Below are 16,056 nucleotides of genomic sequence, written 5' to 3'. Positions count from 1 at the left end.
TTATCAATCATACGGTCTGTACTATGAAAAATGTGTTAAACGTTAAGATTTTCTCTGTACCGATTCATCTATATTGCCAGGCTTAATAAAGTTACAAGCTCTTTAAAACAATGTTAAACTCAATCACTATGGCAAAAACAGTTGACGTATTACTATCACTTCCAATTGATCAGTTATTTTCATATGCAATTGAGGAAAATACTGAGATTTTACTTGGAGATTACGTAGTGGTGCCATTTGGCAAAAAACGCTTAATCGGAATAGTTTGGAAATACAGTGATAAAAGTAACCGAGAATTAAAATTTATTGAGCAAAAAATCGATTTACCAAATATTAGACCAAAATTGATTGCATTTGCAGAGTGGGTTGCACAATACAATTTAATACCTATTGGTATGCTTGCCAAAGTGATAATGGGAGGAGTGTTAAAAGTAAATCACATAGATAAATTGGTTTGTGTTGAACAAAAGCAGGAAACAAGTGAAATAAGTTGCCAATTAAGCCCTGAACAGCAGATAGCTAGTGATAAAATAATAAGCAATTTGAACGAGTATTCAGTGACTTTGCTTGACGGTGAGACAGGATCTGGAAAAACCGAAGTTTATCTCTCTGTGATTGCACAATTGATTAAGAATTACACTGCCGTTCCAAATGCTGCTCAGACTTTACCATCCCAGTGCCCAGAGACACAACTGTACGAACATTGTGATTTGGGTCTACCAAGAGGGTGTTATCCGAGTAGCCTGACACTGGGATCCAGTTTTTCATATAACCTCATTACAAATGTTTATTTTAACTTAAAACCAATACCTAATTTACAATCAAAATTCCTGGATTCCAGTGTCAAGCACTGGAATGACACCTTTATACTCAAGGCAAAACCCACTGTAACATTTAGCATACCGTCTTTGCCACGTACTAGTATGACACCAGAATATGTTGAAATGACATCAGGAGAAGGTAATACACAAATTTTAATCCTCCTACCTGAGATTGTTTTAACTTCACAATTGGTAAATCGTGTTCGCGGTCAGATATCAAAAAACTTAGTTGAATGGCACTCAGGGCTCACTCCAAAAACTCGCCGGAATAATTGGCTCAATATAGCAAATGGAAATGCGCAGATAATTATTGGTGCACGGTCAGCGCTTTTTTTGCCTTATAAAAACCTAAAATTGATTATCGTTGATGAAGAGCACGACTCATCTTTTAAACAAGAACAGGGAATTATATATAATGCTCGAGATATGGCGATAATCTTAGCCAAATTTGAAAATATTCCGATTATTTTATCATCAGCTACTCCACTGCTTGAAACGATTCATCATGTTAAAAACGGGAATTACAATCATGTAAAGCTAACTAAGCGATTTGGTGGTGCAGAATTGCCACTCATTAAAGTAGTAGATATGAGGAACAACAAGCAATGGATCTCCTCTGAGCTTTTTGAAAGCATCAAACAAACCATAGAGAAAAAACAGCAGGTTATGCTTTTTCTAAACCGCAGAGGGTATGCACAACTGGCAATTTGTAAAAAGTGTGGATATAAAATTTCCTGCTTAAATTGTGCTGTTTGGCTTACATATCACAAGAAAAAAAATGCTCTTTTGTGCCACCACTGCTCTTATCAATTGAAACTTCCAGAAAAATGCTCTAATTGCCAAAGTGAACAGCCATTGTCCCTCTACGGCATAGGAATTGAAAGGTTACTTGAAGAAATGGTGAAATTAATACCAAACGCAAAAACTGCGATGATAAGCAGCGATCAGAAGTCGGTTAGTAACATCATTGATTTAGTGTTAAAGGAAGAGGTGAACATTATAATCGGCACACAGATAATTGCTAAGGGGCACAATTTTCCCAAATTAACTTTGGTTGGAGTAATAAATGCAGATTTGAGCCTCGAAAATTCTGATTTAAGAGCAGCGGAAAAGACGTATCAATTATTGCACCAAGTTGCAGGCAGATCAGGAAGGTTTAATGAAAAAGGAATGGTAATAGTGCAAACTAATAATCCTGAAAGTTCAATAATAAAAGCATTGCTGCATCAAAAAAGAGACTCATTTTATGAAATCGAACTTAAGTCAAGACGCGAAGCCAAAATGCCACCATTTAGCAGATTAATAGCGCTTATAATTTGTGGTAAGAATCAGATTGCAACACAAAAAGCAGCGAATGAAATAGTAAAATCTCTTCTTTGTTATCCAAGTAGCTTAACTACTTGTATCCAGGAAAAAAATGTAGGTGTAGACAAAAAGGAATTTGAAATTCTTGGCCCATCACCAGCAGCAATAAATTTTTTAAATAATAAGTATCGGCATAGGGTATTATTAAAAATACACAATAAACACAGTTTATCTATACAAAAAAAGCTGAAATATTGGATTAAAAATTGTAACTTGAATTCGAGTATTGCAGTGATAATAGATGTTGATCCTGTGAGTTTTTTTTAACGAGTTCCGTTAAGCCTTCTTGCCAATTACCACAACATTCTCACTGGAAAAAAAATAATCAGGTACAGCCATATTTTTCGGTGCAGGACCCCCAATCACTCGGCCTGATGTATCATAATATGAACCGTGGCAAGGACAGAACCAACCATTACCATCTCTTGTAGCGTGGTCAACCGGTACACACCCAAGATGTGTACATATTCCAAGCATAATTAACCATTCGTCTTTTCCTTCGTATACTCTCTGCTCATCTAATTGAGGATCCCTCAAGCTCTTCACATTCACAGCTCTTGCAGCCTCAATTTCTTGCTTTGTGCGTCTACGAATGAATACTGGTTTACCTTGCCACTTTACTTTTACTCCGTGTCCTTCCTGAATTCCAGACAAATTCACCTCCACTGTGGAAGTTGCTAGAACTTCAGCAGAAGGATTCATAGATTTAACCAGTGGCCAAAGTCCGCTTGCAGCTCCTATACCTGCCATAGCGCATGTAGTTAATGTTATAAAATCTCTCCTACTCTTATTTTTAGTAAGGTCTTTAACAGGAGGTGTTTTTTTATCCTCTTTGTTTGCCAGTGGTTTTTTATTTTTAGTTAAATTTTTGTCCATTGATCTTTACTTAGCCATAAGTATATATTTTAATTTAAATACTGCGTATTAATCAACAAAAACTTGCGCTTTTTGTTTAACCTGTACTACGGTTGAGAAGAGATAGAGTTTTCAACTTCAAAAATACTATCTTCAGTGGAATCAGGATCTTCAATTTTCGCTACTGACACCACTTTTTCTCTACTTTCTGTTTTAAACAGAGTGACTCCTTGAGTGCTGCGTCCTGCAATTCTAATCTCATTGACCGAAATGCGAATTAACTTTCCTTTATCTGTAATAAGCATTATATTATCACCCTGCTCAACTGGAAAACTAGCAACAACATTACCGTTTCTGCTAGTAGTAAGAATATTGGTGATACCAACACCACCCCTGTTAGTTACTCTATATTCATACGCAGAAGTTCTTTTACCAAAGCCATTTTCAGTAATAGTTAATATAAACTCCTCATTCACTGCAAGTTTTAAGAATAATTCGTTATCTATTCCTAAATCATTCAAAGTCTTTTCCAATTTAGAATCAATGGAGTTATTAATTGCAGTCCCCAGTCTTTTTGCAAGTGGAACTTTTAAGTAAAGTTCTTTTGTTTCTGTTGCTACACCTATCCCATTTAATATGGTCATGGATATCACGCTGTCATTCTTTACAAGTTTGATACCTCTTACGCCATCTGAATTGCGACTCTTAAATTGACGCACATCACTTACAACAAATCTGATACTTTTTCCAAGCGTTGTTGAAAGTAAAACATGGTCAATTTCATTACATACCTTAACCGATACTAATTTGTCTCCTTCATCGAGCTTTATTGCTATTTTTCCATTGCTTGGAATATAGTGAAAGTCCGCTAAGGAGTTACGCCTTATGTTTCCATAGGCAGTAGCAAAAACTATGTTTTGATTTTCGTCATTTTCACTTGGCAATGGCATGATATTAGTTATAGTTTCACCATCGCTAAGCGGAAATATGTTAACAAGTGCTCTTCCACGTGCGGTTGGCTCTGCAAGAGGTAACTTATAAACTTTTAATCTATAAACTCGACCAATGTTAGAAAAGAATAAAAAGCTAGTATGGGTATTTCCAACAAATAATTCTGTGATTACATCCTCTTCTTTTAATCCCTGTCCTAGCTTTCCTTTTCCACCACGACGCTGAGTTCTGTAGTGAGAAAGTTTTACACGCTTGATATAACCATTCATAGTTACGGTTATCACCATATCCTCTTGTGGAATTAGATCTTCAGCTTCAATGTCCACGTCTGACTCTTCTATTGAAGTTTTTCGCGGCACAGCAAATCTGTTCTTTATTTCTTGTAGATTGTTTTTTATTTCTTTCATCAACTTCTCTCCTGAGCCAAGAAAAGCGATATATTCTTTTATCAGGTTGATCATTGAACTTAGCTCAGCTTCTAATTTGTCTTTTTCAAGGCCTGTTAAACGCTGCAGTTTCATATCAAGGATAGCTTTAATTTGTAGCTCAGTTAATCTATACACTCCATCTTTCAAAAAACTTGCGCTATCTGAAATCAACTCGATAATAGTGTTGATTTCATTCGAAGTTTTCCATTCTTTATTTAAAAGTTCTCTACTTGCTTCCGCAGGATCTTTTGCACCGCGGATGATTTTTATCACTTCATCTATGCTGAGGACCGCAATGTAGAGCCCTATATATATATGAGCTTTTTCTCTCGTTTTTCTTAGACGAAATTCTGTTCTCCTGATTAACACTTCTTTTCTAAAATCAATAAAGGCCTCTATGATTTCTTTCAATGACATCAAAGCAGGCCTGTTGTTATTGAGCACTAAAGTGTTAACACTAAAACTACTTCTTAGTGGAGTTAGCCCCAATATTTGATTAAGTATAAAACTTGCTTCAGCATTTCTTTTGAGGTCAATTACTACTCTAATACCAGACTTATCGGACTCATCCCTAATTTCTGTTATACCATCAATTCTTTTTTCTTTTACAAGCTCACCTATCTTCTCAATTAATTTTACTTTATTTACCTGGTAAGGTATTTCATCAATCACTATTGCTTGCCTATCTTGTGGCAGATCTTCTATATGAGTCTTGCCTTGCACAACAATTGATCCACGACCAGTTGCAAATGCTGATCTTATTCCAGACCTTCCAAGAATTGTTCCCCCAGTTGGAAAATCCGGCCCTGGCATCACTTCAAGTAACTCATCCAAAGTAACTTCAGGATTATTTACATATAATATACAAGCATCTATTATTTCTCCAAGATTATGAGAAGGAATATTGGTTGCCATACCAACTGCAACACCACTTGCACCGTTTACCAATAGATTCGGAAACTCTGCAGGCAGCACAACTGGTTCTGTTTCATTTCCATCGTAGTTTGGCCTAAAATTAACTGTATCTTCATCAATATCATTCAGTAAAAAGTGCGACACTTTTTGAAGTCTTGCTTCTGTGTATCGCATTGAAGCTGGTGGATCTCCATCTATCGAACCAAAGTTACCTTGCCCATCAACAAGTGGTAAAAGAAGAGAGAAATCTTGGGCCATTCTAACCAAGGAATCGTAAATAGCTGCATCACCATGTGGGTGATATTTCCCCATTACATCCCCAACTATACGAGCTGCCTTTTTATATGGCTTACCGGCATCGAATCCAGCTCTTGACATTGCATATAATATGCGCCTGTGAACAGGTTTAAATCCATCCCGCACGTCAGGTATAGCCCGGCTTATGATAACGCTCATTGCGTAGGAAAGATAAGAATCTTCCAGCTCTTTTACTATTGAGATTGGTACTATATTATCCTGCATTTTCTATACTTTAATTGAAGTAATTAATAATACTAACATTCAGTTAAGCAAATGGGCAATGACAGACTTGAACTGCCGACCTCCTCGGTGTAAACGAGATGCTCTACCAGCTGAGCTAATTGCCCCTTTAGATCTAATTCTATAGCTCAATATTATTATTGTAAACAAAAATAGCAATAAATTGTATCCGTTCAGCAGAGTGGCAAAATAGGTAGACAAGGTGATCTAAAAAGATAATCATAGAGTAAATGTGAGGTAAGCCCTTACAATAAATGGTGTCATCCAAGTAGCCGACACTGGGATCCAGAAAAAAGAATGGTGTCATTCCAGCGCGTGACCAGGTCTTTTTAGCTATCATAGGATGACAGAAGCAGACACTCCACTTTGTCGTTCCAGTGCCTCCTTTTTTTGTCATTCCAGTGCCTTGACTATGATGGCTTTGTTGCATCGCTAGCTATGATGGATTAAAGATAAAAAAAGGTGGAGAATATCAGTAGCTTATTATTCTGGTATTTATAACAAGAACGGTCAGTGAATACCTAAATTTGAGTAAAAGAAATTTCACTACCATTTACCAATCCGGCTAAAATTCAAGAATTTCAATGCTTTAGCTATTTTCAATAGAATTAAATTTATTAATATAAATAACAAATTACTATTCTTAAATTTGATCAGATTGATTGCAAAAAAAACAAGATTTTCAATAAGTTGCTTATAATCCTAACTATAGTTAGCCTTTCATAAGTAGCGATGCAACAAAGCCATCATAGTCAAGGCACTGGGATGACACCCTCCTGATGGGCCAAAATCACAATGTTCGTACAGTTATGCATTTGTTGTGCAAATTACCTTTGCAAACAAATGTTCGTACAGCTGTGTGTCACACACTTTGCTTCAATATTTGCACATTAGCCACTCCCTTGAACAGATACGATAAATTAGCTTTAGGTAAGCTATAAGCTTTTATGAAATCTTTGGGTGCGTGCTGTGAAGTTTTATAAATTTTAGTCTTGCTGTCACTTTGTATAAAGGTATTTTTTCACTCACATCTTTCGAAGTTGTAGCCATGTTTAACAACTTTAAGTAGAATATTGTAGCATTTTGAAAATCTGAAAGTTTATCTAGAATAACAGCTAAATTATAAGTATAAAAAATATTGTTTTCATCGAGGGAAATAGCAGTTATCATATACTCTTTACCTTTTACATAATCCTCCTTTTTCATATAGATCAGACCTAAATTTGCTAATAAAGGAGCATAATTTTTATGTATATCATACAATTTTAACATTTCACTCAACGCCAGATCAGGATCATATTGTGAGATTATCGTCAGAAAATTTTTTAATATGTAAGGGTTACTAGGGTGTTCTTTTAACAGTCTTGTGTAAATCTCTACAGCTTTTTTGTATTCTTTATTAGCGTAATAAATATTTCCCAATCCAATTAAAGCATTTTTATGATAAGGAAACTTTGCGATAATCTGATTAAGGAGAGAAATAGCTGCTTCATTATCTCCTGATTCAAAGGAATCTTTTGCTTTTTTTAAAGTAGAGTATATGTCAAAACTCTTGCCAGAATTCTGCGAAATTTTGATATTAAATTTGTCACTTTTTCTCTCAATAACATCAAAATCTTTATATTTTTTATCAGCTTTTATATGCTTGACAACACTATCGAAGGCCTTTTGTATCTCCAAATTTTCACTAGCATAGGTAACAGAAGACCTCCATAAAATCACAACGCAAATTAACATGCAGATAAACATAGGTCCTAGTGTTGTGGCATTGGCTGCAGCGTGTAACCAGTAAACCTTATTTCTTTGAGCTATGCGTAACACATTACAAATTCATAAATGCTAAATTACCTATCTCATACAATAATAAAGATATTATTAATTAGCGGGACGAACATGCTGTGTAGCTTTTCAGAATGCATTTATCTTTTGTCTTCCATATTTCGCTTTATTTCCACAAAAATGCTTCAATTTATCTTAACATTTTGTCAACTACCTTTGTAGATTTAAAAGGGCATTTTTACATATTCCATATGGCTGCCAGTTGCACCCCTCACATGCGTACTCGAATTTCTTTAAAGACATTTTCTCCCTAATCTTTTTTACTGCCTCATTCCAAGTTAAAGTCTCGCCAATTTTAATTCCTAAAATTTCCATATGCCTTCTATCTAGCTCTAAAACTTTAGCTTGTGTGGTGCATTTACCTTGTTTAGTCTGATTTGGACAAGCACTACAGATATTATCAAGGTTACCAACTACTTCGATTTGAGTACTAATTACTTTGCTTGCTATCCTTTTATAATTTTCTACAAAACCTTGAGAATACCCATATCCCCGAAACGCGAGGGTGCACATGAAATGATGAGGGCGAAATTTTATCATTTTTTCAAATATTGCAAAGCTGCTACAAGTAGAAAAATTTTTATCAAACCAGGAAGGATAAATGGTAAAACACCCACCATTATTGCTTGTCCCAGACCCAAGTAAACAGCAAGCCAACTAACACCACAAATAAAGATTACAACTGTACCAGCCAGACAACTTAAAGAATTACATACAAATGATTTATACTTAGAGTTCAGTAATTCATTTACTTTGCTCATTACCATAACAGCAGCTAAACAGCCAATTAAATATCCACCGGTTGGTCCAAGAAGAGCGTGATAACCACCAGAAAAATTCGCAAGAACAGGCAATCCTGCTGCACCAAGTGATAGATATGTAAGCACAGAATAGAATGCTGTTCTGCGGTTAAATTTAAGCCCAATAAGCATTACTCCTAAAGTTTGCAATGTGATAGGCACAGGCTGCAATGGTATGCTTATTTGAGCCATCAAGAATAAAAGTAAAACGCAAGACAATATTTCAGCCAGTGTTGATCTGCTGCTAGATTGTGTTATAAACATACCTTCCCAATAAAAATAACTTATTAAATGTAATATATGTGTATGAGAGGTTTTGCAATTTAAATTTTGCTTATATTGTGCTACAATGAATTATTTATGCACTATTAAATTAAAAATGATGAGTAAACAAGATCTATTATCGTTGATGAAAGCAGGACACAGCGGACGTTCATACGATCCTACAAGAGCAATATCTCAGGAAGACATGGATATTTTAATGGAAGCTGTAAGGCTGACTCCCTCATGTTTTGGTGATGAACCCTGGAGATACGTAATATGCAACAAACAGAACAATCAAAGCGCATGGGAAAAGCTGCTAAATTGCCTTGATGAATCTAATCAAAAATGGGCAAAAGATGCACAAGTGTTAATCATATCTTTAAGTGCTAAAAACTTCCGTAAACAAGGTAAAGGAGAAAATCTTTGGGCTAATCATGATACTGGTGCAGCAAATTATGGACTTATGTTACAAGCTGCAGTTATGAACTTAATGGCCCATCAAATGGGTGGATTTGATAGAGATAAAATAGTGAAAGAGTTCAATATACCCAATGACTTTAACGTAATGTCAGTGATAGCGGTTGGTTACGAAGAAGAGGGTGCTGAAACAAGTAAGAAGAAAAGAAGACCAATAGAAGAAATATTTTTTTATGATGAGTGGCCAAAATTCTGAAAATTTTATCAAAATGCACGGCACTGGTAACAATTTCGTTATCATAGACTCACGTTCAACAAACAATTTAGACTGGAACCATAGACAAATTGCTGATCAAAGCAGTTGTGATCAAGTGATAATTATAACAATGTCTAATGCTGCAGACTGTTTTATGCATATCTATAATGCTGATGGCAGTCGAGCTGAAATGTGCGGAAACGCAGCACGCTGTGTTGGATATTTGATAATGTCAGAAAAAGGTGCTGAATACTCCATTATTGAGCTAACAAGCAAACGCATTTTAGAGTGTTTTAAAGTGGGTGATAAATCCATAAAGGTTAACATGGGTAAACCTTTGCTAAAATGGCATGAAATTCCCTTGTCTACTGAGTGTGACACTCTTCACTTACCTATAGAGCTTGAAATGCTAAAAGATCCTGTTGCAGTAAATATTGGCAATCCTCACATAGTTTTTTTTGTTGATAACATAAGTGAAATACCATTGCGAAATTTAGGACCAAAGCTAGAAAATCACGCATTATTTCCTCGGAAAATTAATGTTAGTATTGCACAAGTTGAAAAGTCTGGAGAAATAGCTTTAAGAGTTTGGGAAAGAGGTACAGGCATTACTGCATCATGCGGTAGTGCAGCCTGTGCAGCACTTGTTGCATCCACACTACGTGGATATCTGGTTGCCCAACAGACTTCAGTAAATTTACCAGGAGGCAAGTTATTAATCGAATGGGCAAATAACGTATTCATGACCGGTGATATAGGGTTTTTGTGACCCTAATTCTAGTGATGCATTACTTCCAATACCTTCTTACCAATTACTGCAGGGGTTTCAGCAATTGCAATCCCGGCACTCCGCATAACTTCTAGTTTTGCACCAGCACTTCCACCGCTGGAGGAGATGATTGCTCCAGCGTGTCCCATACGTCTTCCTGGAGGTGCCGTTTGGCCTGCTACAAAACCAACGATTGGCTTTTTAGTTTTTTCTGTTTTCACAAAATGTGATACATCTTCTTCTTCGTTTCCACCTATTTCACCAATAACTACAATACCATGAGTATCGTCATCTTTTAAAAAGAGCTCCATACAGTCGACAAATGTCATACCATGAATTGGATCCCCCCCAATTCCGATACACGTGGATTGACCAAGACCAACAGCGGTTGTTTGTGCTACTGCCTCGTAAGTTAAAGTTCCGGAGCGAGACATAATTCCTATGTGTCCACGCTTATGGATATGGCCAGGCATAATTCCTATTTTGCATTCTTCAGGTGTAATAATTCCCGGACAGTTGGGACCAATCAATCGACTTTTTGAGCCGATAAGCGCACGCTTAACTTTCACCATATCAAGTATAGGAATGCCCTCTGTAATACAAATTATCAATTCTATTTTTGCATCTATTGCTTCAAGTATTGCAGCAGCAGCAAATTTAGCAGGTACATATATAACTGTAGCATTTGCACCGGTTTTTTCTTTGGCTTCTGCTACAGTATTAAAAACCGGTAAATTAAGGTGAGTGCTACCACCCTTTCCAGGAGTTACACCTCCCACCATTTTCGTTCCGTAATCAATTGCTTGCTCTGAATGAAATGTGCCTTGTGCACCAGTAAAACCCTGGCATATTAATCTTGTATCTTTGTTTACTAAAACGGACATGCTTTATTTTACCTCTTTTACTATCTTTTGTGCAGCATCACCCAGTTCATCTGCAGCAATAATATTTAATCCTGACTCTTCTAAGATTTTTTTTCCTTCTTCAAAATTAGTACCTGATAATCTAACCACTAGAGGAACTTTAATGCTCATTTCTTTTGCAGCCGCAACAATTCCACTTGCGATAATATCGCAACGCATTATACCACCAAATATGTTAACCAGAATTCCTTTTACGTTGCTATCAGACAATATGATTTTAAATGCTTCAGTTACAGTTTCTTTACTCGCTCCACCACCAACATCCAAAAAGTTAGCAGGCTCTGCTCCGTAGTATTTTATTATATCCATTGTTGCCATAGCAAGACCTGCACCGTTTACCATGCAACCAATACTGCCATCCATTTTGATGTAACTGAGCCCATATTTTGAAGCCTCTATCTCTTCTTTCACTTCTTCATCATAATCACGAAGTTCCATAATTTCTGGGTGACGATATAAAGCATTGTCATCGAAATTAATTTTCGCATCGAGCGCAATAAAATCTCCAGAATTTGTTTCAACCAGTGGATTAATTTCAATTTGGCTCGCGTCAGTTGCAATAAACGCATCATATATTTTTTTTGCAATGTTCGATATCTTTTCTATTTGTTCTGGACTCAAATCAAAACTGCTGCTTAACTTGCTGCTATCAAAACTTGTAGCAGAATCAATATCAAATTTCACAATTTTTGCAGGAGAATTTTTCGCCACTTCTTCAATGTCCATTCCACCTTCTGAGGAAAATATGAATATTGGCCTACTGAGCTTCGGGTCGATTACCAGGCTTAAATAATACTCTTTCTTAATGCTTGAGCCTTCTTCAACGTACACTTTTCTTACTTGCTGCCCGCTTGGCCCTGTTTGATGAGTAACTAAAGTCATACCAATCATGTCCTTTACAAACTGTTGAGCTTCTTCAACTGACTTTGCTAGCTTTACGCCACCGGCTTTACCCCTACCACCTGCATGAATTTGAGCTTTAACTACAAACACGTCAGATTTTAATTGACTTACTTGAGTCTTTACTTCTTCCGCAGATGTAGCAACAAAACCTTTTGGCACCGGGACATTAAATTTATGCAAAACTTCTTTCGCTTGATATTCGTGAATATTCATAAAATAACCAATGATAAACTATTAACCTGAGTACAAACTACCAACCATAACGCTGCCTTCTGCACTCTTGTTGGTACCTCTTTTTTTTAGCTTCAGCTTTCTTTTTAGCTCTTTTTTCTGATTTTTTTTCATGATATTGTTTTTTCATTTTCAACCCTCTTCCTTCCTTTTGAATTGTTTTTTTCAATACTGGAAGAGCTCTGTCTACATCACCATAATGGACTGATACTTCTATCAAACTCTATACCTCCTTCGGTAATCATTTCAAAATCTATTTATAAATTAGAAAATTAACATTGTCAATTATTTTATAAACTTGAGCGTTAAAATGTAATATGCCATAATTTACATGGTGAATAATGTCATTCCAGTGTCAGCTACTTGCTTACTGATGGAGATTACTCTTATGTTACAGCGTTCTTACAATTATACTAACATCGGGGCGGAGAGATTTGAACTCCCGACCCTTTGGTCCCAAACCAAATGCGCTACCAGGCTGCGCTACGCCCCGACTTCTTTACTCAGAGTATCAATAACTCAGGCAAAATGCAAGATTCATTTGTTTACTTTAGAAAAAATATAATATGAGATTTAATATTATCTTAGAATATGTTTTTTATTAGCTCCTCTTTAACAACAGACTGCTTCGTAGAAAGTCTACAGGGTTTTTGTGCGCGCAACACTGAACCAGATTTCTTTATCTTAGCCATATTTAAAAATCTAGCTACACCAATTGGTGAAAGTTAGTGCAGCAACCACAGCGGTATCGACTCTTAAAATTCTTTTTCCTAGACTCAATTTTTGACAAAACTTATCGGCAAGATCAAGTTCATAAGATGAAAAACCACCTTCAGGGCCAACAATAATAGCAACATTTTTCTTACCTTTCAGCACTTTATCAGCTTTACCTGTTTCATCACATAAAACAAAATTTTTACTCTGGGAATCAGGTAATTCGCAAAAGTTAATAGGAGGCAAAATCTCTGGTATACTCATCCTACCGGATTGTTCCGCTGCTTCGATTGCTTGTAATTTTGCTCTACTTAGGTTAATGTTTTTTACTACTGTACGTTCCGTTGAAATAAATTGAATGCAAGTTATTCCCATTTCAGTTGCCTGTCTTACTATGTTGTTCAAAGCAGCACTTTTTACCATGGCACAATACAGGTATAAATTTTCCTCATATTGCTGTTGTTTGGCACATTCTTTGAGTGTAATTTTTGTCAATTTACGCGATATATTAACTACTTCTCCTAACCATTCTCCATCTTTTCCATTAAAAAGAGAGAGATTATCATACTTCTTAAGCCGCATTACATTGCAAATATAGTGACTTTGTTGTGGATTAAGTGCTAAACTCACGCCTTGTGATAAAGCTTCTTCAACATAAAGCCTAATTTTTCCCATTTAAAACTTTAATTATATTCTATTTGAGTGACTCTTACGGGATTTGAACCCGTGTTACCACCGTGAAAGGGTGGTGTCCTAACCACTAGACGAAAGAGTCAACTTGAATCTAACTAGGTTATATCGATTACATATATAAAGTCAATTCAATTATTTTGAATCACATAGTTAGAGGGATATATCAGTAATCTTATATCGACAGCCTCCTATTACTCCATGCTCAATACTCACTGAACCTATCTCAGATTTAGGAGCTAATTCTAATTGTTGTTCAACTTTTGTATCGGAATCATAGCCAGAATCGTAGCCAGAATCTCTACGCTCATATTTCTGCCTTATTTCTTCTACACTAAAGCCAGCCTTGGTCTTAATTTTTTGATCATTAGTCTGTTGCTGACTTATCGACTTATTAGCACTTAGCTCATTTAGCTTCACTTGCCAATCATTCACTTTATCTTGCACTAACCCATGGCAAGTTCCAGAATTAGCTTTTATGTCTTTTGCTTTTCTTTCTGCTCTTTTCTTGGACAAATCTACCCTAGCATAAATAGGTTCTGACGACTGTTCTGGCTCTTTCTGTTTTAGGCTAGCAGGCTTTTGTTCTGAAAGATCATCTATAGTGCAATAAATAGGTTCTTCTGATATACTCAAATAACCACTATCTTCCAATGATAAATTTTCAGTGGATTTTTTATGTGAATCATATATTTCAGCATAAATAGATTCTTCTGATACACTCAAATAACCATTCTCCCCTAATGAGTTACTAACCTTAGCATCATACACCTCAGCGTAAATTGGCTCTTTTGAAGGCAAAGCATCATAATTAGTGCTCTTTGGCTTATACTCAAAAGTTCTAGAAGGTTTTTGAGGTGGTATTACATTGTTGTTCACCTCAGCGTACATAGTTATTGGCTCATATTCAGAGGTTCTAGGAGGTTTTTGTTGTATAGCTTCAACATTCAAATCATCTGTAGAATAATACTCTGCGCCTTTTCCTAGTAAAAAGGAAACTGTGGGGTGAAGAATTATCTCTGCTGGTAAGTTTTTCTCACTATCCAATTTTAGATTTTTTGATTCTGCTAAACTCTCAATAACACGAATTATAACATTCTTTCCATTCTCATCTATTGAGTGGATATCAGCTCCACGATTAATCAGCAATTCCATTATTTTGTGATCTGTAGCATGTCCTAAAGCCTGATTTAAAGCTTGATTATTATTTATATCAAATGATCCTGTATTCTTGAGAGACATAGTCTTTGAAAAGAATTTTCTAAAACTATTTAATGCATCATAGAGAATTAGAGTCAGTTTAACACCTTTTATGTCATTGTTTTTGACAGATTTAATTAAAAAATTATCTATTATGCCCATGATTATACCCCCTATATAAAAGCTCACTATCATGGTGCAATTTTAAACTATGATGATTTATTTTCTACTAATAGCAGCTCTCTATAACCACTTAACAAGTGGTGGCATTGACATCATAATTGCATCTGGATTGCCGTCCGTCATTAAACCAAACCTTGTGCCACGATCGTATAACAGATTGAATTCTACATATCTGCCACGTTTTATTAATTGATTTTCTCGTTGTTCTTTTGTCCAAGATTTTTGCATATGTTTACGTATGACGTGCGAATAAATTTCCAAAAAGGCTTCACCTACTGCTTTTGTGAACTCAAAATCGTTTTCCCAGTTGCCAGAACTCAGATTATCATAGAAAATGCCACCAATGCCACGTGGCTCTTTTCTGTGTTGTAAGAAAAAATAATTGTCACATTGCTCTTTAAATTTTGGATAATATCCGGTGTCAAATCTATCACATGTCATTTTGATTGATTCATGAATATACTTGCAATCTTCTTCATTTCTATATATTGGCGTAAAATCCATTCCTCCACCAAACCATTGTTTTGAAGTATATATCAGCCTTGTGTTCATATGCGCTGCAGGGATAAGGGGCGATTGCATATGAGACACTAAAGATATACCGCTTGCCCAGAACTCTCCGTTACTTTCACTTGCACCAGGAATTTCATTGATGGCTGAATCTGCAAATTTTCCGTGTACTTTTGAAACGTTTACTCCAACTTTTTCAAAAACATTACCAAAAATAATTGTAGATTCACCACCTCCACCACCTGGGCGATCCCACTTTCTCTTTTCGATCTTTGGCTCTGCGGATGATTGTTTTTCAATTAATAAGAAAGATTCTATGATCTTATCTCTTAGTGCACAGAACCATTTAAATGCTTGTGTTCTTTGTTTTTCCATAATACCCTCTCGCTAGCTTATTAACATTGTTATATCTGATATTTAAGGAACTTAATTAGATTTGGATGATAATTATCTATCAAAGACGTTAATAAATCTATAATAAT

15 protein-coding genes and 3 tRNA genes are annotated in these 16,056 nt (G+C 35.8%); 3 read left to right on the top strand and 15 right to left on the bottom strand.

The features are described 5' to 3' along the window. Positions 1 to 110 precede the first annotated feature (110 nt). Positions 111 to 2,453 (top strand): replication restart helicase PriA, encoded by a 2,343-nt coding sequence (gene priA / locus OPR39_RS03390; protein ID WP_015589438.1) that lies wholly within the window; start codon positions 111 to 113, stop codon positions 2,451 to 2,453. A 9-nt stretch (positions 2,454 to 2,462) separates the two neighbouring features. Here priA and petA read toward each other — a convergent pair whose 3' ends face one another. From petA to OPR39_RS03355, 7 genes are all read right to left on the bottom strand, one after another. Next, complete coding sequence (gene petA / locus OPR39_RS03385) at positions 2,463 to 3,062, bottom strand: ubiquinol-cytochrome c reductase iron-sulfur subunit (RefSeq protein ID WP_265039088.1); 600 nt, start codon at positions 3,060 to 3,062, stop codon at positions 2,463 to 2,465. 86 nt (positions 3,063 to 3,148) lie between these two features. Further along, positions 3,149 to 5,857, bottom strand: coding sequence for a DNA gyrase subunit A (gene gyrA / locus OPR39_RS03380; RefSeq protein WP_265039086.1), 2,709 nt, complete (start codon positions 5,855 to 5,857; stop codon positions 3,149 to 3,151). 52 nt (positions 5,858 to 5,909) lie between these two features. Next, positions 5,910 to 5,982 (bottom strand) — tRNA-Val (locus OPR39_RS03375). Positions 5,983 to 5,996: 14 nt separating this feature from the next. After that, entirely contained in the window at positions 5,997 to 6,305 is a 309-nt protein-coding gene (locus tag OPR39_RS03370; RefSeq protein ID WP_265039084.1) for a hypothetical protein, read from the bottom strand. A 515-nt stretch (positions 6,306 to 6,820) separates the two neighbouring features. Further along, positions 6,821 to 7,696 (bottom strand): tetratricopeptide repeat protein, encoded by an 876-nt coding sequence (locus OPR39_RS03365; RefSeq protein ID WP_174516848.1) that lies wholly within the window; start codon positions 7,694 to 7,696, stop codon positions 6,821 to 6,823. A gap of 168 nt (positions 7,697 to 7,864) precedes the next feature. After that, the gene (locus OPR39_RS03360) at positions 7,865 to 8,254 is read right to left on the bottom strand and encodes a DUF1284 domain-containing protein (protein WP_006279825.1); all 390 of its coding nucleotides are present in this window, start codon (positions 8,252 to 8,254) and stop codon (positions 7,865 to 7,867) included. Continuing rightward, a complete protein-coding gene (locus tag OPR39_RS03355) occupies positions 8,251 to 8,778 on the bottom strand; it encodes a biotin transporter BioY (protein ID WP_015589442.1) in 528 nt (175 codons plus the stop codon). Before OPR39_RS03355 ends, OPR39_RS03360 begins: the two co-directional genes overlap by 4 nt. An 85-nt stretch (positions 8,779 to 8,863) precedes the next feature. Between OPR39_RS03355 and OPR39_RS03350 the strand changes: the two genes are divergently transcribed. Together OPR39_RS03350 and dapF are read left to right on the top strand one after the other, a co-directional pair. Further along, complete coding sequence (locus tag OPR39_RS03350; RefSeq protein WP_265039082.1) at positions 8,864 to 9,451, top strand: nitroreductase family protein; 588 nt, start codon at positions 8,864 to 8,866, stop codon at positions 9,449 to 9,451. Continuing rightward, positions 9,432 to 10,220, top strand: a complete 789-nt coding sequence (dapF, locus tag OPR39_RS03345) for a diaminopimelate epimerase (RefSeq protein ID WP_006279822.1) — start codon at positions 9,432 to 9,434, stop codon at positions 10,218 to 10,220. Before OPR39_RS03350 ends, dapF begins: the two co-directional genes overlap by 20 nt. An 8-nt stretch (positions 10,221 to 10,228) precedes the next feature. Here dapF and sucD read toward each other — a convergent pair whose 3' ends face one another. The 8 genes from sucD to hemF form a co-directional block, all read right to left on the bottom strand. Next, positions 10,229 to 11,104, bottom strand: coding sequence for a succinate--CoA ligase subunit alpha (gene sucD, locus OPR39_RS03340; protein WP_015589444.1), 876 nt, complete (start codon positions 11,102 to 11,104; stop codon positions 10,229 to 10,231). Positions 11,105 to 11,107: 3 nt separating this feature from the next. Further along, positions 11,108 to 12,259 carry an ADP-forming succinate--CoA ligase subunit beta gene (gene sucC, locus OPR39_RS03335; protein ID WP_015589445.1) on the bottom strand — a complete coding sequence of 384 codons (1,152 nt, stop codon included), beginning with the start codon at positions 12,257 to 12,259 and terminating at the stop codon, positions 11,108 to 11,110. A gap of 37 nt (positions 12,260 to 12,296) precedes the next feature. Continuing rightward, positions 12,297 to 12,497 (bottom strand): 30S ribosomal protein S21, encoded by a 201-nt coding sequence (gene rpsU / locus OPR39_RS03330; protein WP_006279819.1) that lies wholly within the window; start codon positions 12,495 to 12,497, stop codon positions 12,297 to 12,299. Between the two features lie 199 nt (positions 12,498 to 12,696). Then, positions 12,697 to 12,770: transfer RNA gene (locus tag OPR39_RS03325), tRNA-Pro, on the bottom strand. Positions 12,771 to 12,979: 209 nt separating this feature from the next. Beyond that, positions 12,980 to 13,666: a 16S rRNA (uracil(1498)-N(3))-methyltransferase gene (locus tag OPR39_RS03320; protein WP_015589447.1), complete on the bottom strand. Its 687-nt coding sequence runs from the start codon at positions 13,664 to 13,666 to the stop codon at positions 12,980 to 12,982. A 28-nt stretch (positions 13,667 to 13,694) separates the two neighbouring features. Next, positions 13,695 to 13,766 (bottom strand) — tRNA-Glu (locus OPR39_RS03315). Between the two features lie 68 nt (positions 13,767 to 13,834). Then, on the bottom strand, positions 13,835 to 15,043 hold the full coding sequence (locus tag OPR39_RS03310; RefSeq protein ID WP_265039080.1) for an ankyrin repeat domain-containing protein: 1,209 nt from the start codon (positions 15,041 to 15,043) through the stop codon (positions 13,835 to 13,837). Between the two features lie 81 nt (positions 15,044 to 15,124). Then, complete coding sequence (gene hemF / locus OPR39_RS03305; RefSeq protein WP_015589449.1) at positions 15,125 to 15,949, bottom strand: oxygen-dependent coproporphyrinogen oxidase; 825 nt, start codon at positions 15,947 to 15,949, stop codon at positions 15,125 to 15,127. Positions 15,950 to 16,056: the final 107 nt, after the last annotated feature.

The sequence above is a fragment of the Wolbachia endosymbiont (group A) of Yponomeuta plumbellus genome (assembly GCF_947251575.1).
Lineage (GTDB): Bacteria > Pseudomonadota > Alphaproteobacteria > Rickettsiales > Anaplasmataceae > Wolbachia > Wolbachia pipientis.
This window is presented reverse-complemented; position numbering and strand designations above follow the sequence as displayed.

Bases quoted from the DNA above. Each gene is read 5' to 3' on its own strand.
- sucD (WP_015589444.1), bottom strand. From the start codon at position 11,104: ATGTCCGTTTTAGTAAACAAAGATACAAGATTAATATGCCAGGGTTTT.
- sucC (WP_015589445.1), bottom strand. From the start codon at position 12,259: ATGAATATTCACGAATATCAAGCGAAAGAAGTTTTGCATAAATTTAAT.
- OPR39_RS03360 (WP_006279825.1), bottom strand. From the start codon at position 8,254: ATGATAAAATTTCGCCCTCATCATTTCATGTGCACCCTCGCGTTTCGG.
- OPR39_RS03350 (WP_265039082.1), top strand. From the start codon at position 8,864: ATGAATTATTTATGCACTATTAAATTAAAAATGATGAGTAAACAAGAT.
- OPR39_RS03355 (WP_015589442.1), bottom strand. From the start codon at position 8,778: ATGTTTATAACACAATCTAGCAGCAGATCAACACTGGCTGAAATATTG.
- dapF (WP_006279822.1), top strand. From the start codon at position 9,432: ATGAGTGGCCAAAATTCTGAAAATTTTATCAAAATGCACGGCACTGGT.
- OPR39_RS03320 (WP_015589447.1), bottom strand. From the start codon at position 13,666: ATGGGAAAAATTAGGCTTTATGTTGAAGAAGCTTTATCACAAGGCGTG.
- priA (WP_015589438.1), top strand. From the start codon at position 111: ATGTTAAACTCAATCACTATGGCAAAAACAGTTGACGTATTACTATCA.
- OPR39_RS03370 (WP_265039084.1), bottom strand. From the start codon at position 6,305: ATGCAACAAAGCCATCATAGTCAAGGCACTGGAATGACAAAAAAAGGA.
- petA (WP_265039088.1), bottom strand. From the start codon at position 3,062: ATGGACAAAAATTTAACTAAAAATAAAAAACCACTGGCAAACAAAGAG.
- hemF (WP_015589449.1), bottom strand. From the start codon at position 15,949: ATGGAAAAACAAAGAACACAAGCATTTAAATGGTTCTGTGCACTAAGA.
- OPR39_RS03310 (WP_265039080.1), bottom strand. From the start codon at position 15,043: ATGGGCATAATAGATAATTTTTTAATTAAATCTGTCAAAAACAATGAC.
- gyrA (WP_265039086.1), bottom strand. From the start codon at position 5,857: ATGCAGGATAATATAGTACCAATCTCAATAGTAAAAGAGCTGGAAGAT.